At 73.5% G+C, this 22,980-nt stretch carries 24 protein-coding genes; 4 read left to right on the forward strand and 20 right to left on the reverse strand.

Annotation, left to right across the window (positions count from 1 at the left end; translation table 11 throughout):
• Positions 1–25 precede the first annotated feature (25 nt).
• The 3 genes from ACA511_RS30980 to ACA511_RS30990 all read left to right on the forward strand — a co-directional run bounded on the left by ACA511_RS30980 (position 26) and on the right by ACA511_RS30990 (position 3,409).
• Positions 26–763: a GntR family transcriptional regulator gene (locus ACA511_RS30980; RefSeq protein WP_375028205.1), complete on the forward strand. Its 738-nt coding sequence runs from the start codon at positions 26–28 to the stop codon at positions 761–763.
• Positions 764–888: 125 nt separating this feature from the next.
• The gene (locus ACA511_RS30985; RefSeq protein ID WP_375028206.1) at positions 889–2,238 is read left to right on the forward strand and encodes a phytase; all 1,350 of its coding nucleotides are present in this window, start codon (positions 889–891) and stop codon (positions 2,236–2,238) included.
• Positions 2,239–2,473: 235 nt separating this feature from the next.
• A complete protein-coding gene (locus tag ACA511_RS30990; protein WP_375028207.1) occupies positions 2,474–3,409 on the forward strand; it encodes a LacI family DNA-binding transcriptional regulator in 936 nt (311 codons plus the stop codon).
• Here the strand turns inward: ACA511_RS30990 and ACA511_RS30995 are convergent.
• From ACA511_RS30995 to ACA511_RS31045, 11 genes are all read right to left on the reverse strand, one after another.
• Positions 3,399–4,160: an MBL fold metallo-hydrolase gene (locus ACA511_RS30995; RefSeq protein WP_375028208.1), complete on the reverse strand. Its 762-nt coding sequence runs from the start codon at positions 4,158–4,160 to the stop codon at positions 3,399–3,401. The genes ACA511_RS30990 and ACA511_RS30995 overlap by 11 nt on opposite strands.
• Complete coding sequence (locus ACA511_RS31000; protein ID WP_375028209.1) at positions 4,157–4,975, reverse strand: Cof-type HAD-IIB family hydrolase; 819 nt, start codon at positions 4,973–4,975, stop codon at positions 4,157–4,159. The genes ACA511_RS30995 and ACA511_RS31000 overlap by 4 nt, the downstream gene beginning before the upstream one ends.
• Complete coding sequence (locus ACA511_RS31005; protein ID WP_375028210.1) at positions 4,972–5,835, reverse strand: inositol monophosphatase family protein; 864 nt, start codon at positions 5,833–5,835, stop codon at positions 4,972–4,974. Before ACA511_RS31005 ends, ACA511_RS31000 begins: the two co-directional genes overlap by 4 nt.
• Positions 5,832–6,635: an HAD family hydrolase gene (locus ACA511_RS31010; RefSeq protein ID WP_375028211.1), complete on the reverse strand. Its 804-nt coding sequence runs from the start codon at positions 6,633–6,635 to the stop codon at positions 5,832–5,834. Before ACA511_RS31010 ends, ACA511_RS31005 begins: the two co-directional genes overlap by 4 nt.
• Complete coding sequence (locus tag ACA511_RS31015; RefSeq protein WP_375028212.1) at positions 6,632–7,765, reverse strand: ABC transporter ATP-binding protein; 1,134 nt, start codon at positions 7,763–7,765, stop codon at positions 6,632–6,634. Before ACA511_RS31015 ends, ACA511_RS31010 begins: the two co-directional genes overlap by 4 nt.
• Positions 7,766–7,768: 3 nt before the next feature.
• On the reverse strand, positions 7,769–9,529 hold the full coding sequence (locus tag ACA511_RS31020; protein WP_375028213.1) for an ABC transporter permease: 1,761 nt from the start codon (positions 9,527–9,529) through the stop codon (positions 7,769–7,771).
• A 125-nt stretch (positions 9,530–9,654) separates the two neighbouring features.
• Entirely contained in the window at positions 9,655–10,848 is a 1,194-nt protein-coding gene (locus ACA511_RS31025; RefSeq protein WP_375028214.1) for an ABC transporter substrate-binding protein, read from the reverse strand.
• Positions 10,849–10,910: 62 nt separating this feature from the next.
• Entirely contained in the window at positions 10,911–11,570 is a 660-nt protein-coding gene (locus ACA511_RS31030) for a DUF47 domain-containing protein (protein WP_375028215.1), read from the reverse strand.
• Positions 11,567–12,547, reverse strand: a complete 981-nt coding sequence (locus ACA511_RS31035; protein ID WP_375028216.1) for an inorganic phosphate transporter — start codon at positions 12,545–12,547, stop codon at positions 11,567–11,569. Before ACA511_RS31035 ends, ACA511_RS31030 begins: the two co-directional genes overlap by 4 nt.
• Positions 12,544–13,539, reverse strand: a complete 996-nt coding sequence (locus ACA511_RS31040) for a Gfo/Idh/MocA family oxidoreductase (RefSeq protein WP_375028217.1) — start codon at positions 13,537–13,539, stop codon at positions 12,544–12,546. The genes ACA511_RS31035 and ACA511_RS31040 overlap by 4 nt, the downstream gene beginning before the upstream one ends.
• A gap of 242 nt (positions 13,540–13,781) precedes the next feature.
• Positions 13,782–14,243 (reverse strand): CBS domain-containing protein, encoded by a 462-nt coding sequence (locus ACA511_RS31045; RefSeq protein ID WP_375028218.1) that lies wholly within the window; start codon positions 14,241–14,243, stop codon positions 13,782–13,784.
• 186 nt (positions 14,244–14,429) lie between these two features.
• Here ACA511_RS31045 and ACA511_RS31050 point away from each other — a divergent pair, with 186 nt between their 5' ends.
• Positions 14,430–16,235 (forward strand): thiamine pyrophosphate-requiring protein, encoded by a 1,806-nt coding sequence (locus tag ACA511_RS31050; RefSeq protein WP_375028219.1) that lies wholly within the window; start codon positions 14,430–14,432, stop codon positions 16,233–16,235.
• Between the two features lie 31 nt (positions 16,236–16,266).
• Here the strand turns inward: ACA511_RS31050 and ACA511_RS31055 are convergent, their stop codons facing one another.
• From ACA511_RS31055 to ACA511_RS31095, 9 genes are all read right to left on the reverse strand, one after another.
• Positions 16,267–16,869 (reverse strand): TIGR00730 family Rossman fold protein, encoded by a 603-nt coding sequence (locus ACA511_RS31055; RefSeq protein ID WP_375028220.1) that lies wholly within the window; start codon positions 16,867–16,869, stop codon positions 16,267–16,269.
• A 16-nt stretch (positions 16,870–16,885) separates the two neighbouring features.
• A complete protein-coding gene (locus ACA511_RS31060) occupies positions 16,886–18,535 on the reverse strand; it encodes an ABC transporter permease (protein ID WP_375028221.1) in 1,650 nt (549 codons plus the stop codon).
• Positions 18,532–19,440 carry an ATP-binding cassette domain-containing protein gene (locus tag ACA511_RS31065; RefSeq protein ID WP_375028222.1) on the reverse strand — a complete coding sequence of 303 codons (909 nt, stop codon included), beginning with the start codon at positions 19,438–19,440 and terminating at the stop codon, positions 18,532–18,534. Before ACA511_RS31065 ends, ACA511_RS31060 begins: the two co-directional genes overlap by 4 nt.
• Positions 19,437–20,102 carry a TetR/AcrR family transcriptional regulator gene (locus ACA511_RS31070; RefSeq protein ID WP_375028223.1) on the reverse strand — a complete coding sequence of 222 codons (666 nt, stop codon included), beginning with the start codon at positions 20,100–20,102 and terminating at the stop codon, positions 19,437–19,439. Before ACA511_RS31070 ends, ACA511_RS31065 begins: the two co-directional genes overlap by 4 nt.
• A gap of 75 nt (positions 20,103–20,177) precedes the next feature.
• Entirely contained in the window at positions 20,178–21,245 is a 1,068-nt protein-coding gene (locus ACA511_RS31075) for a S1C family serine protease (protein WP_375028224.1), read from the reverse strand.
• Between the two features lie 101 nt (positions 21,246–21,346).
• Positions 21,347–21,709, reverse strand: coding sequence for a hypothetical protein (locus tag ACA511_RS31080; RefSeq protein ID WP_375028225.1), 363 nt, complete (start codon positions 21,707–21,709; stop codon positions 21,347–21,349).
• Positions 21,710–21,778: 69 nt separating this feature from the next.
• The gene (locus ACA511_RS31085; protein ID WP_375028226.1) at positions 21,779–22,150 is read right to left on the reverse strand and encodes a peptidoglycan-binding protein; all 372 of its coding nucleotides are present in this window, start codon (positions 22,148–22,150) and stop codon (positions 21,779–21,781) included.
• 33 nt (positions 22,151–22,183) lie between these two features.
• Complete coding sequence (locus tag ACA511_RS31090) at positions 22,184–22,414, reverse strand: hypothetical protein (protein ID WP_375028227.1); 231 nt, start codon at positions 22,412–22,414, stop codon at positions 22,184–22,186.
• 210 nt (positions 22,415–22,624) lie between these two features.
• Positions 22,625–22,975, reverse strand: coding sequence for a hypothetical protein (locus tag ACA511_RS31095; RefSeq protein ID WP_375028228.1), 351 nt, complete (start codon positions 22,973–22,975; stop codon positions 22,625–22,627).
• Between the last annotated feature and the right edge of the window lie 5 nt (positions 22,976–22,980).

Below are 22,980 nucleotides of genomic sequence, written 5' to 3' on the forward strand. Positions count from 1 at the left end.
CCTCACGGACGAGAGGAGACGATGGGTGTACCGACCGCGCGTGTCCGTGGACCGCAGCAGCCCCGTGCCGCTGTACTACCAGCTCGCCCAGCAGCTGGAGGCCGCGATCCGGGAGGGTGAGCTGACCCCGGGCACCCGGCTGGAGAACGAGGTCGAGCTGGCCGACCGGTGCGGGCTCTCCCGCCCGACCGTCCGGCAGGCCATCCAGCACCTGGTGGACCGGGGGCTCCTCGTCCGCAAGCGGGGCGTCGGCACGCAGGTGGTGCAGTCGGAGATCCGCCGCTCGATCGAGCTGACCAGCCTGCACGACGACCTGGCGGCGGCCGGCCGCGAGCCGCGCACCCGCGTCCTGGAGCTGGGCCTCGTGCCCGCCGACGACACGGTGGCCAAGGAGCTCGGCCTCCCGCCCGGCACCGACGTCGTCCGGATGCGCCGCATCCGCTGCACCGGCGAGGAGCCGCTCGCCCTGCTCACCAACTACCTGCCGGTCGACCTGATCAAGCTGACCGAGGCCGACCTCGCCGAGCACGGCCTGTACGAGCTGCTCCGCGGGACCGGCATCAACCTGCGCATCGCGAACCAGACCATCGGCGCGCGCGGCGCGACGGCGGCCGAGGCCCGGCTGCTGGACGAGCGCCGCGGCGTCCCGCTGCTGACCATGAACCGCACCGCCTACGACGACAAGGGCGCCGCGATCGAGTACGGCTGCCACGTGTACCGCGCCGACCGCTACTCGTTCGCGCTCACGCTCGTGGAGCGCTAGCCCGCCGCCGGGGACCGGGGTGAACGGCCGGTGAGAACCTTGTGACCGATTAGAGCGCTCTATTGAATTAGAGCGCTCTAACGCTTACGGTGCAGGCATCCGCATCGCGCATCAGGAGGAACCCGATGCACCTGAAACCCACCCCCAAGGGCGCCCGCCTGGCGGCCGCCGCGACGACCGTGGCGCTCGCCGCCGCCGTGCTGCCGGCCGTCCCGGCGTCCGCCGGCGGCGACCAGCCCGCCCAGGTCCGCGCCACGCTGGAGACCCCGCCGAACTACGACGACGAGGCGGGCGGCAACGCCAACGCCGACGACCCGGCCATCTGGAGCCACCCGAGCGACCGCGCCGGCGACCTCGTCGTCGCGACCCTCAAGGAGGGCGGCCTCGTCGTGTACGACGCCGCCGGACGGGAGGTCCAGCGGTTCGCCGCCCCCACCCCGCCCCGGCCCGGCGACGAGCCCGGCAGGTTCAACAACGTCGACCTCGTCTACGGCTTCCAGCTCGGCCGCCAGAAGGTCGACCTGGCCGTCGTCTCCGACCGCGGCCGCGACACCGTCCGCACCTACGCGATCGACCCGCGGGCGGCCGTCCGGCACCAGGCGCCGCTGACCGACGTCACCGACCCGTCCGCGCCGTTCGTCTTCTCGTCCTCCCTCGACGACGTCAACGAGCAGGCGACGGCGTACGGGCTCGCGTCGTGGAGCGACTCCCGCGGCGGCGCCTACGTCGCGCTCAGCCGCCGGCACACCTCCCGGCTCGGCCTCGTCCGCCTGCGCGTCACCGCCGCGGGCAAGATCAGCTATGACCGCGTCCGCGACCTCGACCTGCCCACGTCGTTCCCGGTGCCCGGCGGCACCTGGACGCCCTGCGAGGACCCCGGCGAGGGCCCGCAGGTCGAGGGCATGGTCGCCGACCCCGAGAACGACGCGCTGTACGCGGCGCAGGAGGACGTCGGCATCTGGCGCGTCCCGATGAACGGCGGCGCGCCCGAGCTCATCGACCGGGTCAAGGAGTACGGCGTCCCGGCCGCCTACAACCCCGAGACCGAGGAGTGCGACCCGAGCGGGCCCGACCCGGGCGTGGGCGGCACGCACCTCACGGCCGACGCCGAGGGCCTCTCGATCTACCGGCAGGACGACGGCGAGGGCTACCTGCTCGCCTCCAGCCAGGGCGACAACACCTTCGTCGTCTACGACCGCGAGGACCCGGACGACTACATCGGCCGCTTCCGCGTCGCCCCCGGCACCACCGTGGACGGCTCGGAGGTCTGCGACGGCGCGATGGTGACCAGCGCCCCGATCGGGCGCTTCCGCAACGGCCTCCTGGTCGTCCACGACGGCGTCAACACCCCCGACGCGGTGGACGGCGGCGGCGAGGTCCGCGAGAACACGAACTTCAAGTTCGTGGACTGGAAGGATGTCGCCGAACCGCTCGACCTGGACGTCACCCCAGGCGACTGGAACCCGCGCGGCTGAGTTCATCGCGGTGCCCTTGGCGTCAGGCGCTTGAGCGCCTTCCTCCAACGGGCACCGCGGCGATCGCCGCATCGCTCCGGCTCGCCTGGCGGCTCGCATCGCGACCAGTTTCACGCAGGCTCGAAACTGGCTTCGCAGGCGATCACCGGCGGCTCGGCCGTCACGTGACGGAGTGATGCTCGGGGGCGCCTCCCGGATCCGGGGGGGGCGCCCCCGCACGAAAGGAAGTACTGAGATGGCGCATCCGACGCTGGAGGACGTCGCGGCGCGCGCGGGCGTGTCCCGCGCGCTGGTGTCCCTGGTGATGCGCGGCTCCCCCAAGGTCGGCAGGGAGCGCCGGGAGGCGGTGCTGGAGGCGGCGCGGGAACTCGGCTACCGGCCGAACGTCATGGCGCGCGGCCTCGCCGCCGGCCGGACGGGCATCGTCGGGGTGCTGCTGGCCGACCTCCACGACCCGGAGTCCGCGGCCGTCCACGACGGGCTCGCCGAGGAGGCGGCGCGGCGCGACGTCCGGCTGCTGCTGACCACGGGAGGCGGCCGCACCGCCCGCGAGCGGACCGCCGTGGAGGACCTCCTCGGCCTCCGCCTGGACGGCGTCGTCCTCGCCGGCCCCCGCATCCCCGCCGCCGAGATCGACCGGGCCGCCGCCGGCTCCGCCGTCGCCGTCGTCGGACGGACGCTCCGCTCGGCCAACGTCGACTGCGTGACCGGCGACGACGCCGGTGCGGCCGAGCACGCGATCGCGCACCTGGCCTCGCTCGGGCACCGCCGCATCGCCTGCCTGGACCTCGGCTCCCGGCCGTCCCGGCTCCGCCGCGCCGTCGCCGGCCGCGCCGCCGTCGCGACCGCCCCGGACGAGCTGTGGGACGCGCCCGAGCCGCCGACGGCGGTGCTCGCGCTCGGCGACACGACCGGCACCGCCGCGCTGGCGGCCCTGCTGCGCGCCGGGAGGCGCGTCCCCGAGGACGTCTCGCTGATCGTGCACGGCGACCCGCCGGGCGCCGGGGCCGCGCGGGTGACCGCGGTCGCCCCGCCGCCCCGCGAGCTGGGCCGCCTGGCGATGGCCGCCCTGCTGGACCGCGTCCGCGACGGCGCCCCGGACAGGCCGCGCCGCGTCAGCGTCCCCCCGGCGCTGGTCGAACGCGGCAGCACGGCCCCGGTCAGGCGATGACGCGCAGGCCCGGGACGGCCAGGGAGATCGGCCCCGCGTAGACCTCGCGCGCCGCCCGCAGCGCCTCCGCCGGATCGGCCCAGGGACGCAGATGGGTCAGGACGAGATGCCCGGCCCCCGCCTCCTTCGCCAGCCCGGCCGCCTGCGCGGGCGTCAGGTGCGCCTCCCCGGCGCCGGGCGTCCGCACCGACGCGGCCGCCTCGCACAGCAGGACGTCCGCGCCCCGCGCCAGGTCGAGCAGCTCGTCGCATTCGCCCGAGTCGCCGGAGTAGGTGAGCGACGCCCGCCCCACCGTCACGCGGACGGCCAGCGCGGGCACCGAGTGCCGCACGGGAGCCGTCCGCACGGTGAACGGACCGAACCGGGTCGGGCCCGGGACCGGGTCCCGCCACTCCAGCCCGTCCATGTAGCCGCCCGGCGCGGGCGCGTTCGCGCCGGCCGACTCGGACGCGGGCGGGGGCGCCAGGTGCGCGGACGTCCCGGCGGGCGCCAGCACCGGCAGCGGTTCCGCCGGGCCCCGGCGGTCGCGCAGATAGGCCAGGGGGGCCAAGTCGGAGCAGTGGTCGCGGTGGCGGTGGCTGACGACCACGGCGTCGATCGCGCGGGGGTCGGCGAAGCGCTGCAGCGGGCCGAGGGCGCCGGTGCCGGCGTCCAGCAGGAGCCGGAACCCCGCGTGCTCCAGCAGGTAGCAGGAGCACGCGGCGTCCGGCCCCGGGACGGAGCCCGCGCAGCCGACGACGGTCAGGATCACGGCAGGACGCGGGCGACGAGGTCGGCGACCGCGCCGTCCGCGCACGGCCCGACCACGAGGTCGGCGGCGGCGCGGACCTGCTCGGCCCCGTCGCCGACCGCGGCGCCGAGCCCCGCCACCTGGATCATGTCGAGGTCGTTGGGGTTGTCGCCGATCGCCGCGATGTCGGTCAGCGCCACGTTCCGCGCCGCCGCGAGCTCGCGCAGCGCCGCGCCCTTCGTCGCGCCCGCCGGGAGCGCCTCCAGGTAGGTGGTCTCCGACCGGACGAGGGTGACGCCCTCGACGTTCGCCGCCACCGTCTCCTCGGCGGGGTCCATGAGGCCGGGGCGGTCGCAGATCATCATGACCTTGACGATGTCGTCGAACGGCAGGTCGCCCCACGCGCCGATGCGGGTGAGCGTGATGCCGTCCCGATGGGCGTACTCCCGCAGCGCCGGCGAATCGGAGACAACGTGGGCGCGGCCGCCGCTGAACGCGACCGGCCACACCCCCTCGGGCAGGGAGCCGAACAGCATCGTCAGCTTCGCCCACGCGGCCACACCCAGGCAGCGCCGGTACAGGACGGCGCCCGTGCTGAGGTCGACCACGCGGGCGCCGTTGTAGAGGATCGCCGGGGTGGTGAGGCCGAGCGCCCGGTAGTACGGGAGCGCGGCCGCCTCGCTGCGTCCGGTGGCGATGACGACGGCGCCGCCCGCGTCCATGAAGCGGCGCAGCGCCGCGAGGCTCGGCGCGACGATCTCGCTGTCGCGGCCGACGAGGGTGCCGTCCAGGTCGGTGACGATCCAGTCGACGGTGCGGACGCCGGTGGTGCTCACGCGCCGCTCCCCCGCGCGCCGGTCACGTCGAGCATGACGGACGCGTCGAGGTCGAACGCGCCGGTGCACGCCAGGTAGCCGGGGGCCTCGTGGTCGGGGGCGCCGGGCTTCCCGCCGAGCGGCAGGTACGTGCCGCCCGCCTGCCGGACCAGCAGCAGCGCCGCGGTGACGTCCCAGGCGTTGATGGACGGGTCGTAGGCGACGTCGGTCCAGCCTGCGGCGACGTGCGCGAGGGTGAGCGCGGCGCTGCCGGGGCGGCGCAGCGTGGCGAACGCCTCCACCATCTGGCCGAAGCGGCGCAGCGCCTCGTCCCGGTCGGCGTGCAGCTCGCGCGCGCTGGGGTAGGACGTGGCGACGACGGCGGTCTCGTCGCGTGCGGCGCCCCTGCTCTCGATCCGCTCGCCGTTGCAGGTCGCACCGCCGAGGGACGCGCTGAACATCTCGTCCCGCACCGGGTCGTACACCGCGCCCGCGACGACCTCGCCGCCGGCGACGGCGCCGATGGACACGCAGAAGAACGGCAGGCCGACCGCGAAGTTGGCGGTGCCGTCGATGGGGTCCACGTACCAGCGGATGCCGCCGTCCGAACCCGCGCCGCCGTTCGACGCCGCGTCGCCGTCCGGACCCTGCGCGCCGCCCTCCTCGCCGACGACGACGCTGCCGGGGCTCTCCTTGGCGAGGACCTCCCGGATGGTCTCCTCGGCGGCGCGGTCGTGCACGGTGACCGGGTCGTGCATGTCGCGCTTGGTGTCGACCTCGGGACGCGAGCGGAACGCCGTCCGCAGCCGGTCCCCCGTGGCGCGAGCGGCGAGCTCGGCGATTCCGGCCAGTTCCCGCGAGGCGGGGACATCGACGTTCATGCGTCTCCTTCTGTGTCGTCTTCGCGTTCGAGCGCGCCGGTGAGCAGTTCGAGCAGCCCGTGGCCGTCGTCCACGACCGCGTCCGGGCGGTGCCGGACCTCGTAGGGGACGTCGTAGGTCCCCTTGGCGACCATCAGCACGTTGCCGCCGACGCCCGCCCGGTGCCCGCACACCACGTCCCGGTCGAAGTTGTCGCCGACGTACCAGACGTCGCCGGGGTCGAGGCCGAGGGCGCGGGTCGCGATCCAGATCATCTCCGGGTTGGGCTTGCGGACGCCGACCTCGTCGCTGTAGATCTCCACGGCCAGTTTCTCCGCCAGGCCCGTCGCCGCCGTGTAGTCGCGGTGGACGGCGCCCGACAGCGAGTTGCTGACGATCGCGCAGGGGATGCCGTGCGCGGCGGCGGCGTCCAGCAGTTCGGGGATGCCGGGGCGGGTGCGGCGGTCCTGCCGCAGCTCGCCCATCCGCTTGCACAGCGGGGTCGCGTGCGCGACGACGAGCTGGCGGGCCGGCGCCGGCCAGTCGGCGGCGACGTAGTCGCCCCAGAACGCGGCGTGCGTCATCTCCGGCGGCGCGTACGGCCGGGACATCGCGTCCTTCCAGCACTTGTCGGCCGCCACGCCCGCCTTGATGTCGGTCTCGACCGCGGCGACGTCCAGGTCGCGGCATCCGGCGCGGGCGAGGGCGGCGTGCACCTCCTTCGCCAGCGCCGCCGACCAGCCCTCCCGCCTGGTCGTCTCGGCCAGGACGCCGCCGAAGTCGAGCAGCAGCGCCCGCGGCCTGCGCAGGGCGCCGTTCACGAGGCCGCCTTCTGGACGGGGGCGTGCGCGTCGTCCCAGGCGCCGATCCGGGCGCCGTCACCGGCGAACAGGTGCAGCCGCTTCGGCCGCGCCCAGCAGGTGAGCCGGTCGCCCGGCCCGGCCTCGGGGTCCTCGTGGGCGACGGCGAACATCTCGGTGTCGAGGACGCGCAGCTGCACGGTCCAGCTCGACCCGGTCGGCAGGACCGTCTCCACGACGGCCTCGTCCGACCAGGCCGCGTCGGGCACGTCGTCGCGCGAGGCCGACAGCTTGAGCGCCTCCGGCCGGACGCCCACGCAGCCGGGGCGCTCCGGGCCGGCCTGCTTCTCCACGTACCGCAGCAGCGACCCGGCGAGCCCCTCCGGCTCGGCGCCGATGGGGACGATGTTCATCGGCGGGCTCCCCACGAACTCGGCGACGAACCGGTTGCCGGGCCGCTCGTACATCTCCATAGGCGGTGCCACCTGCTGCAACTCCCCATCCGACATGACCGCGATGTGCGTGGCCATGGTCATGGCCTCCATCTGATCATGCGTGACGAACACGACGGTCGCACCCGTCTCGTCGTGGATGCGCTTCAGCTCCGCCCGCATCTCCAGGCGCAGCCGCGCGTCCAGGTTCGACAGCGGCTCGTCCAGCAGCAGGACGTCGGGGTCGACGGCGAGCATGCGGGCCAGCGCGACGCGCTGCTGCTGGCCGCCCGACAGCTGCGACGGGTACCGGTCCATGCAGTCGGCGACGCGCACCTTCTCCAGCGCCTCCACCGCGCGGGCCTTGCGCTTCTCGGCCGGGACCTTGCGCATCCGCAACCCGAACTCGGTGTTGCCGCGCACCGTGAGGTGCGGCCAGAGCGCGTAGTTCTGGAAGACGAGGCCCATGTCCCGCTTCTCCGGCGGGACGTAGACGCCGCGTTCCACCGAGTCCAGGACCCGGTCCCCGACGGTGATCTCACCGAGCGTCGGCTGCTCCAGCCCGGCGATCATGCGCAGCGTGGTCGTCTTGCCGCAGCCGGACGGGCCGAGCAGGCACGTGAACGAGCCGTCCGGGATGGTGAGGTCCAGGTCCTTCACCGCCGGTCGGGCGCCGCTCGTGTAGGTCTTGACCACTCCGCTGAGGGTGATGGCCGGCATTGGTCAACCTCCGATGCCCGAGGCCAGGCTGCTCTTGGTGAGCCGCTGGGCCAGGTAGGTCATGGTGAACGAGAGCAGGGCGATGATGAGCACCACCCCGTTGGCGAGCTGGGTGTAGCCGTAGTCGACGAGACCGATCGACAGGGTGGTCAGCAGCTGCGTCCCGGACGTGGTCAGCATGATGACGATGCTGAGCTCCTTCAGCCCGGAGATGAACGGCAGCACGACGCCGGTGACGAGCGCCCCCCGCTGGATCGGGATGATGATCCGGATCATCCGGGTCGGCCAGCGCGCCCCGCTGATCTGCGCCGCCTCCTCCGGTTCCCTGCCGAGCTGCATCATCGCCGAGATCCCCGACCGCGACGAGTACGGCAGATGGGTGACGGTCAGCACCAGGACGAGCAGGGTGATCGTCCCGTAGAGGGCGGGGATCGGGCCGCGGCGCACCGCGAACAGCGACAGGCAGGCCGCGGCGAACGCGATGCCCGGCACCAGGTACGGCAGGAACGACACCTGCCGGAGGAACCCCGACACCCGGCTCCCCGCCCCGCGCACCACCACGTATCCGATCAGCAGCCCGAGGAAGCCGCAGAACAGCGAGGCGAGCCCGACGATCCGGATGCTGTTCCACGCGGCGTCCCACAGCTCGCCGCCGCGCAGCACGCCGTGCGGGAACCCGACGGCGCCCTCGATGTCGGACGCGAACCAGTACCGGAGCGTGAAGTTGTCGGCGCTGAACACGCCGGGCGTCTTGGTGATCGTGGAGAACAGCAGGGTGAGCACGGGGATGACGACGCTCGCGGCGAACACCGCCATCGCCAGCCCCCACGCGGGCCAGCGCCAGCGCCGCAGGTCGCTGCGGCGGTCCATGGCGCCCTTGCCGCCGACCGTGACGAACCGGCGCTGCTCCCGCACGAGCCGGGTGTCGACGATCACCACGAGCACTCCGACCAGCACGATCACGCCGGCGAGGGCCGAGGCGACGCCCGTGCTGCGGTCCCGGATCGCGTGGTAGAGGGTGGTGGACAGCACGTTGTAGTCGGCGGGCAGCCCGAGGATGTACGGGGTGCCGAACGTGCCGAGGACGCGGCCGAGGACGAGCAGCACCGCCGACGACAGCGCGGGCAGCATCAGGGGCAGCGTGATGCGGCGCAGCACCGTCCGGCCGCCGGCGCCGAGGATGCGGGCCGAGTCCTCCAGCTGCGAGTCGATGCGGCGCAGCGCGTTGCCGAACAGCAGCAGCACGAACGGGTAGTAGTGCAGCCCGAGCGTGACGATGATCGGCAGCCGCCCGTAGGCGAGCCAGTCGGGGGTGTGGATCCCGGCGCCCTGGAGGTACCCGACCTGCCCGCCGGACCGCTCGTTCTTGAACAGCGACAGCCACGCCAGCGCGAACGTCCACGACGGCAGCATGTAGGGGACGACCAGCGCGCCGGCGAGGAACTTGCGTCCCGGGACGTTCGTCCGCGTGACCAGCCACGCCATCGACCCGCCGACGACGAGCGCGAACGCGATGACGCCGAACGCGACCGTCAGGGTGTGCCAGAGCGGCTCCCAGAACAGCAGGTGGCTGACGGGCGACCGGAACACCCGCCACAGGTAGTAGCTCGTCCACGAGCCGGCGTCCTGGCCGGAGCGGGCCTCGTCGCCGTACTGGACGCGGCCCGCGTCCGACACGACCGAGACGAGCGGGGCGATGACCAGGTAGAGCAGGGCGATGCTCAGCACGAGGCCGAGCAGCACGGTGGGATCACGCAGGAGCACGCGCGACCGGTAGAGGACGCGCCGGCCGCGTGACACCGGCCGTGGGGGGGCGGAGACCGCCATGAGGTTTCCTCCGGGGTGGAACCCGGCGGGCCGCGCCCGCGGCCCGCCGGTGGTGTATCGGGTCAGGAGTGGTTGACGCGCCAGAAGTCCTTGATGTCCTGGCGGGCGCGGAAGTCGGCGAGCAACTGGTCGGAGGAGAACCAGTACAGCTGGGTGTTCCAGTCGGTCAGGCCGGGCGGGTTGTGCGGGCTCACCCCGACCGCGTTGTTGCCGGAGACGCCGCCGGAGTGGGCCTCAAGGTCGAAGCCCTCCTTCTCCATCGCGAAGTGGATGAAGAGCTTCGCGGCGTTCGGGTGCTTGGACTTCGTCGCGATCGTCGCGAACTTCGGGTACGCGAACCCGGTCCACGGGGCGAGGCCCTCGCAGACCTTCATGTTGAAGTGCTTGTCCTCCAGGTCGCGGAACTTGGCGATCGAGAACAGCCCGATCGTGGTGCGCGTCTGGTTGGGGGCGCCGACGGCGGTCGCGACGTCCTCGTCCTCGGTGGTGAGCACCGGCTTGTTCTTCGCCAGCCCCTTCACCCACTGGTACGCGGCGTCCTTCTCGTCCGTCTTGAGCTTGCCCTTGCCGAGCTGCTCGTAGGCGGCGGCGAGCTTGTCGGTGCCCTGCTCCGACATCTGGGTGAACCACTGGGTGAAGACCTCCTTGCCCAGCGGGTCCTGCATCATCACCTTGCCCTTCCACTTCGGGTCGGTGAGGTCCCAGATGTTCTTCACCGGGCAGCCGTTGGGGTTGAGCTTGGGGTTGTAGGCGAACACGTACGCCTTGGAGATCATCATCAGCGGGTTCCGGTTCTTCTCGTCGATGTCCTTCGCGAGGTCCGGCGGAATCCACGTCTGGAGGATCTTCTGCGGGAGGAGCTGGCCGACGAGCATCGGGCCGTCCTCGAACAGGCTGACGTCGATGGTGACGTTGCCCGCCTGCGCCTCCCTGGTCATCTTCTCGGCGGTGGCGGCGGCCTTGGACTTCACGCCCTCGGCCTTGATCCCGTACTTCTTCTCGAACGCCGCCGCCATGTCCTTGACGTCGCCGCTGCCGTCGTAGGCGAGGAGGCTGCCCTCCTTCTTCGCGGCGGCGACGAGCGCGTTCAGGTCGAACGACGCCGCGTCCTCGACGGTCGCGGACGGCAGCGGCTTGTCGGCCCCGGCCTCGCCGCTGCTGGACGGAGCGCACGCGCTGAGCGCGGCGGTGGCGAGCGCGACGACCACGGCGGCGCCCGTGCGCGCCCGGTGTCCTCTCGCGATGGTGCGGATCATGGTGTTCTCTCCTTGGCTCCGCCGGCGGCCCGGCCTGCGGCGTGATGGGGGTGGGTGGAGGATCAGTGACTGCGTTTGAGCATCGCGTCCGAGAGGGCGTCGGCGGCCTCGCCGAGGCGCCGCCCGACCGCGTCGAGCCGGTCGAGCAGCTCCGTCCTGCGCAGGACGTCGATGCCGAGGGGCCCGGCGAACAGCACGGCCAGCTCGGCCTGCCGGGTCTCCCGGACGCGGTTTCCGGCCTTGCGCGCCCCCAGCGCCGCGATGGTGACCGCGGCGGGTTCGGCGAGGACCTTCCGGACGGCGGTGTCGAGGGCGGTCAGGCCCTCCAGCACCGCGTCCAGCGGCGGAACGGCGAAACCGAGCTCGGACGGCCCGAACATGTCGGATTCGCGGACGAAGTCGCGGAGGTTGTCCAGGACGTCGTCGACGGAGCGGGAGAGCCGGTAGAGGTCCTCCCGGTCGATGGGGGTGGCGAGGACGCCGCGGAGCATCGCGGCGAGCGCGGCCCGCTCGGCGTCCCCGGCGTGCTCGATCTCGGCCATCCGGGCGCGGGCGGCGGCGGGCGGCGTGCGCCCGGCGGCCATCTCGCGGGCCAGGTCGGCGCCGTCGCGCGCGGCGCGCAGCTGCCGCGCGACCTGCCCGATGACCCGGTCTCCGGAGTGTCCGCGCAGGTCGTCCCAGACGCGCCGGAGGCGCCGCGCGGGGCGGCGGGCGGTGTTCACAGCGCCCTCACCGCCACGCCGCCGAGCGTCCCGCCGGCGAAGGCGAGCGGCAGGGTGAACAGCCAGGCGGCGCCGATGCCGACGACGTTCTGCCAGCGCACCCGGGACGCGCCCTCGCTGGCCGCGACGCCGACGACCCCGGCGGTGACCGACTGCGTCATGCTGACGGGCGCGCCCGCGAACGAGCTGGCCGCGACGGACGCGGCGGCGGCCGCCTCGGTGGACACGACGTGCAGCGGCCGGGCGAGCACGAGCCCGCGGCCGAGCCGTTCCCCCATCCGGTCGACGGCGCTCAGCGCGCCGGCGCAGAACACGACGGCGATCGCGATGAGCAGGACGGGGGTGGGCTGGACGGCCCCGACCGCGCCGAGCCGGCGGGTCGACACGACGTGCCGGGCGACGCTGACGACGGCGAGCATCTTCTGCCCGTCGTTGGCGGCGTAGGCGGCGCACTGGGCGCTGTAGGCGAGGACGTGCAGGGTCCGCACGGCTCCGGGCATCCCGGTGAAGGACGGCACGCGCCGCGACATGAGCCCGAGCCCGTACCCGACGGTGATCCCCACCATGGGCGCCGCCGCCCCGATGAGCAGGACGAGCCCGAGCCCGCCCCAGGAGACGTCCAGGCCCATGCCGAGCCCGGCGCCGCCGATGCCGCCGACGATGGCGAGGGTGAGGCTGGTCGGCAGCCCGCGCTTGGACAGGACGGCGACGACGGCGAGCGCGACGGTCACGCCGACCAGGAACGCCAGCGCGCCGCGCGGGTCGCCGAGGTCGGTGAGCCCTTCGGTGAACGTCCGCGCGACGGTGACCGTCAGCTGCGGGACGAGCACGAGCGGCACGAGGACCAGCGCGATCAGCAGCAGCCCCGACGAGCGCGGGTAGCGCCCGCTGAGCCCGAGCAGGGCCGCGCCGTCGTTGACGCCGGTGATCCAGACGAAGGCCAGGGCCAGCACGGCGAACGCCATCGCCCAGATCATCGAAGTTCCGCCAGGGCCACCCGGCGGCCCTCGTGCAGCGACAGCGTGGCGGCCTCGGCGACGAGGAACGCCTCCAGCGCCTCGTCCACGGTGCAGGGGCTGGCCACGGTGCCCTTGGCCATTTCTAGGAACGTTCCAATCTCGCTCGCGTAGGCGGGTTCGAAGCGCTCCCAGAAGTCCGTCCACGCGTCGCCGGGCGGCCAGTCGACGCCGGGTTCGGCGGACCGGAGCGCGGCGCGCTCGTCCAGCCCGACCACCCACGTGCCGGCGGTGCCGGACAGCTCCATGCGGACGTCGTAGCCGGCGCCGTTGTAGCGCGAGCCCTGCAGCGTCGCGATCGTCCCGTCGTCCAGGACCATGACGGCGGCGCTGGTGTCGACGTCGCCGGCCGCCGCGAAGTAGGCGTCGCCGCGGTTGGCGCCGACGGCGGTCACCGACTCGACCTCGCGGCCGGTGACCCACCGCAGGATGTCGAAGTCGTGGATGTGGCAGTCGCGGAAGATCCCGCCGGACGTGCGGACGTACTCGGCGGGCGGCGGCGCCGGGTCCGCGGTGACGAGGTGGACGCGGTGCAGCTCGCCGAGCCGCCCGTCGAGGACGGCCCGCCGCGCCGCCGCGTAGCCGGCGTCGAACCGGCGCTGGAAGCCGATGTGCACCGGCACGCCCGTCTTGGCGGCGCGGTCGCGGACCTCCAGCGTCGTGCGCAGGTCCGGCGCGACGGGCTTCTCGCAGAACGCGGGGACGCCGGCGTCGCAGGCGCGGGTGAGGAGTTCGGCGTGCGTGGACGTCGGGGTGGCGATCACGACCGCGTCCAGGTTCGCGGCGAGCACGGCGTCCGGGGTGTCGGCGCGGGCGCCGAGCGGGCCGGCCAGCGCCTCGGCGCGCCGCCGGTCGGCGTCCCCGATGAGCAGATCGCCCACCAGGGGGTGCCCGCCCAGGAACCGGGCGTGCCACGCCCCGATCCGTCCCGCACCCAGCAGTCCGACCCGCATTGTGTGCCTCCCATGGCGCTGTCCGATCGCGATGGCGAGTTCACCCGCCGTTCATCCGGCGGCCCGGTGGCCGACACCGGTCGTTCACTTCCTCGTCATCGCCGCGGCTTGGAGCATTTGTAGCCCCACCCGGAACGCCAGTCAATACTTTGTTATTACATCTGGACGTTCTGACTTGAAGTCATTAGTGCCTGACACCTCACTGGGCACAGGCGGCCACGAAGGGTGACGGAGGCGCCGGATCAGCCGGGCAGGAGGCGGTTCAGCAGGTGGGCGGCGGTGACGACGCCGATCACGGCGCCCCGCTCGGGGTGCTCCTCGTCGTCGGACACCGCCACCACCGGGCTGCGGGCGCCCGCCATGACGCTCGCGATCTCCATCGCGGTCGCGTCCGGGCCGACGACGGGGAGCGTTCTCCGCTCGTCCGCCAGCAGCTCCGCGACGCTGCGGTCGCCGAGCTTGGCGGCGAGCCGGTCGGCGTGGGGCTCGTCGTAGACGCGGGCGAGGGCCGGGTCGTCCCGGACGTGCGGCGGGACGATCTGCCGCACCAGCCGCGAGCCGGGGATCACCGCGACCGCGCGCCGCCGGCCGTCCACGACGACGAGGCCGGGCAGCCCCTGGTCCGCCAGAAGGCGGGCGGCGTCCAGCGCGGAGTCGTCCGGTGTCACGGTCGGGTACTCGACGGCGAGTTCACGGGCGCGCACCTCTCGACGGTATCCGAGGACCGCCCCGCCCGCCCGGCGCCGCGTTACAGGCCCCTCGTCACGGGCAGGGGGCCTGGGTGCCGGCTACCTGGTGGGGGCCGCGACGGCCGGCGCCGCCGCGGGCGCGACGGCCGGCGAGGCTGCTGCGGCGCCGACGGACACGACATCACGACGAAGGAGAGATCGATGGCGCAGCAAGTGGCCGACTACGTCCTCCAGCGGCTCACCGAATGGGGCGTGAAGCGGGTCTACGGCTACCCGGGCGACGGCATCAACGGGATGCTCGGCGCGTTCGACCGCGCCGAGGGCGAGCCCGAGTTCATCCAGACGCGGCACGAGGAGATGGCCGCGTTCATGGCGTGCGGGCACGCCAAGTTCACCGGCGAGGTCGGCGTCTGCGCCGCCACGTCCGGGCCGGGCGCGATCCACCTGCTGAACGGCCTGTACGACGCCAAGCTGGACCACCAGCCGGTCGTCGCGATCGTCGGGCAGCAGAAGCGGCTCTCCCAGGGCACCCACTACCAGCAGGAGGTGAACCTGGAGAACCTGTTCTCCGACGTCTCGGAGTTCTGCCAGATCGTCATGGCGCCCGGCCAGATGCGGCACGTCGTCGACCGCGCGTTCAAGACGGCGCTGACCACCCGCGGCGTCGCGACGATCATCATCCCGGAGGACGTCCAGGAGTCGGACGCGGTGCCGTCGCCGCCCAAGGAGCACGGCGCGGTGTACTCCAGCGTCGGGTGGAGCCGGCCGCGCGTGCTGCCGAACGAGGAGGAGCTGCACAAGGCGGCCCGGATCCTCAACGAGGGGCGGAAGGTCGCCATGCTCGTCGGGCAGGGCGCCGCGAACGCGCACGCCGAGCTGATCGAGGCGGCCGAGCTGCTCGGCGCCGGCGTCGCCAAGGCCCTGCTCGGCCGCGAGGTGCTCCCGGACGACCTGCCGTACGTCACCGGCCCGATCGGGCTGCTCGGCTCCAAGGCCAGCGACGAGATGATGATGAACTGCGACACCCTGTTCATGATCGGCACGAGCTTCCCGTACGCCGAGTGGCTGCCGGACGAGGGCAGCTGCAAGGGCGTCGAGATCGACATCGACGGCCGCATGATCGGCATCCGCTACCCGATGGACGCGCACGTCGTCGGGGACGCCAAGGAGACGCTCAGGGAGCTGATCCCCCTCCTGGAGCGCAAGAAGGACCGGTCCTGGCGCAAGGAGATCGAGGAGAACGTCCGCACCTGGGACACGGTGATGCGCAAGCGCGCCGGGCAGAGCTTCGGCGGCAAGGTCAACCCGCAGGCCGTCGCGCACGAGCTGTCCCCGCTGCTGCCCGACCGCGCGATCCTCACCGCCGACTCCGGTTCGGCCACGAACTGGTGGGCCCGGCACATCAAGCTCCGCGACGGGATGCGGGCGTCCCTGTCCGGCACCCTCGCCACGATGGGCCCCGGCGTCCCGTACGCGATCGCGGCCCGGTTCGCCTACCCCGACCACCCCGTGATCTGCTTCGTCGGCGACGGCGCGTTCCAGATGAACGGCATGAACGAGATGCTCACCGTCAAGCGGTACGCCGACCGGATGGCGGGCTCGCCGCCGCTGGTCTTCGCCGTGTTCAACAACCAGGACCTCAACCAGGTCACCTGGGAGCAGCGCGCGATGGGCGGCGACCCCAAGTACGAGGGCTCGCAGGTCATCCCCGACTTCCCGTACGCCCAGTACGCGGAGATGTGCGGCCTCAAGGGCGTCTACTGCGACAAGCCCAAGAAGGTCACGAGCGCCTGGAAGGAGGCGCTCGCGAGCGACCGTCCCGTCGTCGTGGAGTTCGTGGTGGACAGCGAGATCGCGCCGATCCCGCCGCACATCATGAAGGACCAGGCCGTGAAGACCGTCAAGGCCGGCTTCAAGGACCCGCAGAAGATCGGCATCGCGGCCCGCGGCTTCCGGCAGAAGCTCACCGACATGTACGAGAGCATGCCGGGCCGCAAGCGCGACTGAGCGCCCTGCCGGGGGGCGTCCCCCGCGATGGCTAGAGCTGGGTCTCCGCGTAGTCCCCGGAGGAGAACTCGATGCGGGGCTGCGTCCGCTCCAGGAGGTCGAACGCCTCGGGGACGGAGGTCGTCCAGCCGATGGCGTCCCAGATCCTGGGACGGGCGAAGCCCTGCTCGGTGAGGCCCTTCATCAGCTCGCGGAGCGGTTCGTAGACGCCGGTCGGGTCGAGGATGACGACCGGCTTCTCGTGCATGGCGAGGACGCGGGCCGTCCACACCTCGAACAGCTCCTCCAGCGTGCCGATGCCGCCGGGCAGGACGAGGAACGCGTCGCTGCGCCGGTCCATCTCGCCCTTGCGGGTACGCATGTCGGAGGTGACGATCAGCTCGTCGCTGTCCTCGTCGGAGATCTCGACGCTGACCAGGCCCTCCGGGATCACCCCGACGGTGCGGGCGCCGCCGGCCCGCGCGGCGCGGGCGACGGCGCCCATGCACGACACCCGGGCGCCGCCGCTGACCAGGCTGTGGCCGCGCCGGGCCAGTTCGGCGCCGGTCTCGGCGGCGAGGTCGGTGTACCGGCGGTCGATCCTGCCGCTGGACGAGCAGAAGACGCAGACGGCGAGGGGCTTCGGCGTTGTCACCCGGCCAATCTAACCGCTACCTGGTCGCGAGGTCGCGGCGGCGGAAACCGAGCAGGCCCGCGGCCGACAGCACGGCCGTGACCGCCAGGAGCCACAGCAGGGGCGCGACCGTGAACGCCTGCCCCGGAAGCTTCGGGATGTGGCTGAACGGTGAGACGTCCATGACCCACTGGTCCAGGCCGAGCGCCGCCCCGAACAGGGTGATCAGCGCGCACCCGGCGACCGCCGCCCACGAACCGCCGGCCGGCCCGGGGAGCAGCCCGAACAGCGCCAGCGCGATCGCCGCGACCAGCCACACGGCGGGCAGCTGCGCCAGCGCGGCGCCGAGGACGCGCGGCACCTCGCGGCCGGGGTCGCCGGTGTCCAGCCCGTGCGCGACCCCGGCGGCGAGCCCGGCGACGGTGAGCAGGACGACCGGGCCGGCGAGGGCGAACAGCAGGTGGCCGCACGCCCAGCGCGACCGTCCCGTCGCGGTGGCGAGCAGCGGTTCGGCGCGCTGCCCGGCCTCCTCGGTGCGCAGCCGCAGCGTGGCCGACACCGCGTAGGCGGACGCGATCAGGCCGAGCACGCCCATCACCGACGCGAAGTAGGCGTCGACGATGGCGCTCTGCCCGCCGAGCCGGGTGAAGATCTCCGCCAGGTCGGGATTGTCGTCGACCATGTCCAGCACACCGCCCGCGACGGCGCCGTACACGACGCCCAGCGCGGCGAACCCGGCGAGCCACCCGTAGAGGGGACGGCTCTGCAGCCGCCAGGCCAGCCCGAACACCCCGGACAGCCGCGCCGGGGCGTCGGCCGGGCCGGGCCTCGGCGGGAGCACGCCCGCGCCGACGTCCCGGCGCGCCGACAGGACCCCGGCGGCCGCCACCAGCACCGCGACCAGGGCGGCGACCAGCGCGAGCGTCCACCAGCGCTCACCGCCGTAGGCGCGGAGCCGGTTGCCCCAGCCGAACGGGGACAGCCAGCCGAGCCACGACAGTCCGTTGCCCGCGCCGCCGACGTCGGCGGCCATCCGCACCGCGAACGCGGCGCCGAGCGCGCCGACGGCCGCGCCCCGCGCGGCGCCGGCGCCCTCGCTGAGCTGCGCGGCGACGCCCGCGACGGCGGCGAAGACGCAGCCTCCGGCGGCCAGCTGGAGCCCGAAGGCCAGCGAACCGGCGACGGGCAGGCCCTGCGCGGCCAGGCCCGCGGCGAGCAGCCCGGCGAGGACGAGGTTCGCCGCCATCGTCACGATGAGCGCGGCGGCCAGCCCCGCGCCGCGTCCCGTCACGGTGGCGCCGAGCAGCTCGCGGCGGCCCGCCTCCTCCTCGGTGCGGGTGTGCCGGACGACGGTGAGCGCGCTGATCAGCCCGACCACCACCGGGATGAACCCGGACCGCTGCGCGATGATGCTGCCGAGGCCGGTGTCGTACATCGGCCCGTAGAGGGCGAGGAACGTCGGGTTGGTCCCGGTGGTCCGCGCGTACTGGAGCCGGTCGGCGGCCTCCGGGTAGAGGCCCTCGGTGGCCCCCACGAACCCGAGCGGGATCACCGCCAGCCAGAGCACCCAGGCGGGCAGCAGCACCCGGTCGCGGCGCAGGATCAGCCGGATCAACCCGCCGACCCCGGTCAGCCCAGTCGTTCCCGCCATCCGCGGGGGGACCGCCTCCCGGTTCGCTCCGCTCATTCGGAGACCTCCTGCAACTCGTCCTTGTAGTGGCGCAGGAACAGCTCCTCCAGTGTCGGCGGACGGCTGACCAGGCTGCGGACGCCGATCTCGGTGAGGGCGCGGAGCACGGCGTCGAGCTGCGGGGTGTCGACCTCGAACCTGATGGTGGCCCCGTCGACATGGACGTCGTGGGCGCCCGGCAGCGCGATGCCGTCCGGCGGGGCCGCGAGTTCAGCGCGGATCGAGGTGCGGGTCAGGTGCCGCAGCTCGTCGAGGGTGCCGGACTCCACCGCGGCGCCGCCCCGGATGATCGTCACGCGGTCGCAGAGCGCCTCGACCTCGGACAGGATGTGGCTCGACAGCAGGACGGTCCGCCCCGCCCGCCGCTCCTCGCGGACGCACTCCTGGAAGACCTCCTCCATGAGCGGGTCGAGGCCGGAGGTCGGCTCGTCCAGCAGCAGCAGCTCGGCGTCGGACGCGAGCGCCGCGACCAGGCCGACCTTCTGCCGGTTGCCCTTGGAGTAGGCGCGGCCCTTCTTGCGCGGGTCCAGCTCGAACCGGTCGAGCAGCTCGGCCTTGCGGCGCCGGTCCAGGCCGCCGCGCATCCGGCCGAGCAGGTCGATGACCTCGCCGCCGGACAGGTTCGGCCACAGCGTCACGTCCCCCGGGACGTAGGCGAGGCGGCGGTGCAGCCGCGTCGCGTCCCGCCAGGGGTCGCCGCCGAGCAGCCGGACGGCGCCCGCGTCCGCGCGCAGCAGGCCGAGCAGGACCCTGATGGCGGTCGATTTCCCGGCGCCGTTCGGGCCGAGGAAGCCGTGCACCTCGCCCTGCCGGACGGCCAGGTCGAGGCCGTCCAGCGCGCGCGTCCGGCCGAAGTTCTTGACCAGGCCGGATACGGATATCGGGAGCGTGTTCGCGGTCACCGGTCCTCCTTGTCGGGGGGCTGCCCGCCGGCGGCGAGCATGTTCTTCAGCGCGGTGCGGGCCTGGTCGGCCAGCTCCGGCGACATGAGGCGGTCGTCGAGGACCTCCAGGGCCGCGAGCGCCATCCGGGGGTAGCCCTCGGCCGTGAACGTGTCGGCGCCGAGGGCCCGGGACAGGTGGTCGTGCAGGACGACCATGCCGACGCTCATCGAGGTCAGCACGGTGGCGTACGCGTGCAGGTCGTCGGTGGCGGGCTTGCGCATGCCGGACGTCCCGCGTTCGAGGACCTCCTCGGTGAACGCCACCGCGTCGTCGAAGAGCGTGTTCGCGGCGTCCGTGCCGTCGGTCAGGGCGCGGGCCAGGTAGCGCTGGACGGGCAGGGCGGCCCGCACGGCGATCGCCAGGAAGCCGGGGTCGCCCATGCCTCCGTCGAGGGCCTCCCCCTTGGTCTCGCGGATGACCTCGATGACGTACGCGTCGCAGGCCAGGCGCAGCGCCTCCTTCGTCCCGAAGTGGTGCTGGACGAGGGCGGGCGAGACGCCGGCGGCCTTGGCGATGCCGCGGATCGTCGCGCCCTTCACGCCGTGCTCGGCGAACTGGAGCAGCGCCGCGTCCCGGATGCGGGTCCGTCCGGTCGGATCGCCGGCTCGCTCGGCCGCCATCCGCACCTCCTGTACAAGTGTTCAGCGTGCTGGACAAATGCACACTGTACGCTTGTACAGGCCATCGTCAAGGGGTCAGGAGCCGCCGGGCAGCTCCCCGAGCGTCACCTGGACGGTCCGCTTCGAGCCGTCCTCCTTCTGGACCTCGACCTTGGCCGTGCTGCCCGGCTTGAGGCCCGCGAGCACCGACGACAGCGCCGTCTGATCGGGGGTCGCGGTGCCGTTCACCGACAGGATCAGCTCGCCCGGCACGATGCCCGCCTTGGCGGCGCCGCTGCCGCGCTGGACGTCCACGACGGCCACCGCCGTCCGCTGCCCGCTCTGCGGGTCGACGATCGTGCGGACCGTCACGCCGAGCGCCGCCCGGCCGGAGTTCGACACCTTCCCGCTCTGGACGAGCTGCGGGACGATGTTCTTCACCGTGTTGCTCGGCGTCGCGAACCCGATGCCGGCCGCGGGCGCGCCGACCGACGGGTCCGACGCGGCGGCCGTGGGAATGCCGATCACCTGCCCGTTCAGCGTGACGAGCGCGCCGCCGCTGTTGCCCGGGTTGATCGCCGCGCTCGTCTGGATGGCGTCGGCGATCGTCGAGCCCTGGAAGGAGCCGTCGCCCTTGGTCGAGACCGTCCGGTGCAGCGCGGACACGATCCCGTTCGTCACGCTCCCGGCCAGCCCAAGCGGGTTCCCCATCGCGAGGACGATCTGCCCGACCACCGCCTTGCCGGAGTCGCCCCACGACGCCGGCTTGAGGTTCCCGCCGCTCACCTTGATGACGGCGAGGTCGTCGGCCGCGAACGCGCCGACCGGCTCGGCGGTGAGCGTGGCGCCGCCGCCGGAGGACGTCACCTGGATCTTCTTCGCCCCGGCGACCACGTGCGCGTTCGTGACGATGTGGCCCTGCGCGTCGTAGACGACACCGGAGCCCTCCGCCTGGTCGGTCTGGATCTTCACCACCGACGGCAGCACGGCGTCCACCACCCGCTCGTACTGCTGCTCCAGGCTCGACGCCGACCCGCCGGCCGGCGCCGAGGTCCTCGCCGCCGGCGTCGCGGTGTTCTCGTCGTCCCCACCGCTGCACCCTGCGAGCGCGAGCATCCCCACCGCCGCCAGCGCGCAGGCCCTGACCTTCGCTCTCGTGTCCACGCTCCACCTCCAGGAGGGACAGTTCCCACCCTCCGGAGATCAGCCGCCGGCAGAACGTGATTTTGCGACACCGTGCCCCGCGCCGGGGCGTCCGGCAGCGGTCACGGGCGGGCCCCGTACACGCGGTACGGCTCCGCGTCGGCCCACTTGACCTCCAGGCCCAGGCCGGGACGGCCCGCGTTGCGGATCCCGGCGGACATCCGCTCCCACGCCGCGGCCGGGGCGTGCGCGTCGGCGCCCCGCACGAGGGGCGCGAGCGCCGACTCGACGAACGCCGCGACCGAGGCGTCGCCGTAGGTGTAGCCGATCCCGGACGTCCCGCCCGCCCGCGCCTCGACGAGGATCATGGTCGTCGAGTCCCACCGGAGGGTGCCGTCCTCCTCGAACCCGTCCGGGCCGTCCGTCGGCACCTCGAAGGCGTGGACGGCGACGTCCTCGACCTCGGCGTCCGCGCCGGCCCGCATCGGCCCCTCCCTTCCCCGTGCGTCTACTACCGCGGGGAGGGGGGCCGAAACGAACGTCGCGCTCCCGGGTCAGTCCCAGGCCGCCGCCCACGTCCAGGCGTCGATCTCGCCGTCGGGGACGAGGCCGGCGCGCCGCTGCAGCGACGCGGCGACCTTGCTCGACCGGTGCCCGTACCATCCGTCGACGTGCAGCGTGTAGCCCTTCTTGCACATCTGCCGCTGCCACAGCTCGACGTCCAGGCCGTGCATGATCGGCATTCCCGGGCCCTGGTACTTCAGCGTCCGGCGCGGGAACGGCGGCATGCGCTTCACCACCTGGGCGATGGTGCGGCGCGGCCGGCGGTGCTTGCCGCCGAGCCCGCGCTGCAGCCACGGCGCCCACTGGAGCGGCGCGGCGTCCCCGGGCGCCGCGGCGGTCGTCCCCATCACGTCCTGATTCATCTAACCCACCGTTTGTCTCTCTCTACGCGGATATCAGCGCGGCGCCAGGCAGGGGCCCGGCGACGCGGCCAGCCGGGACATCTCGACGCCGATCACGATCGCGCCGAGCAGGGCCAGCGCGATCACGCACACGATCACCGCCAGCTCCGTCCACACCCGGGAGCGGCCCGGGAGCGGCGCCGCCGGTGCGGCGTCCGTCCAGGGGGGCGCGTCGGGCGCCTCCAGGCGGAGCAGGGAGGCGATCTCGGGTTCGTGCAGGGTCATTGCTCACTACCGTCCATGGGAATTCGTCGTGAAAGGCCGGCGGCCACGCCCGGGGCTGGCCGGCGTGGCCGCCGGCGACGGCGGATCTCCTCCCCCATCCGAGACCCGCCCTCGAAGGTCGTCCCCCCTCCCCCCAGTGCGGGAGACGACGTGGTCAGCTACCGCCCGTCATCGGCGGCTCGTCAATGGCGGCTCGTCAGCGGCGGCTGGTCAGCGCACGTCCCAGCTGTGCAGCCGGACGAGCCGGCGGAGCTGCTCGGCGTGCGCGCCGGAGTCGGCGCGGGGCAGCGACTCCCAGCGTTTGGCCAGGTCATAGCAGGCTTCGGTCAGCGAGCGGTGCTCGTGCACCGCCTCCGTCCCGAGCGCCTCGGCCCGGTTCCGCGCCGCCACCGCCTCGTCGCGCTGGGAGGCGATGAGCCGGACGCTCTTCTCCGCCCTGCCGAGCGCCGCCAGCGTCTCGGACGCCTTCCAGTACAGCTGCCGCCTGCGCCGGACGGCGGCCAGGCCGCCCAGCATGATCAGCGCGACCAGGACGGCGGCCCATGCCTGTCCTCCGTTCACCGCGC

This window comes from Actinomadura sp. GTD37, assembly GCF_041951365.1.
In the GTDB taxonomy this organism is placed as follows: domain Bacteria; phylum Actinomycetota; class Actinomycetes; order Streptosporangiales; family Streptosporangiaceae; genus Spirillospora.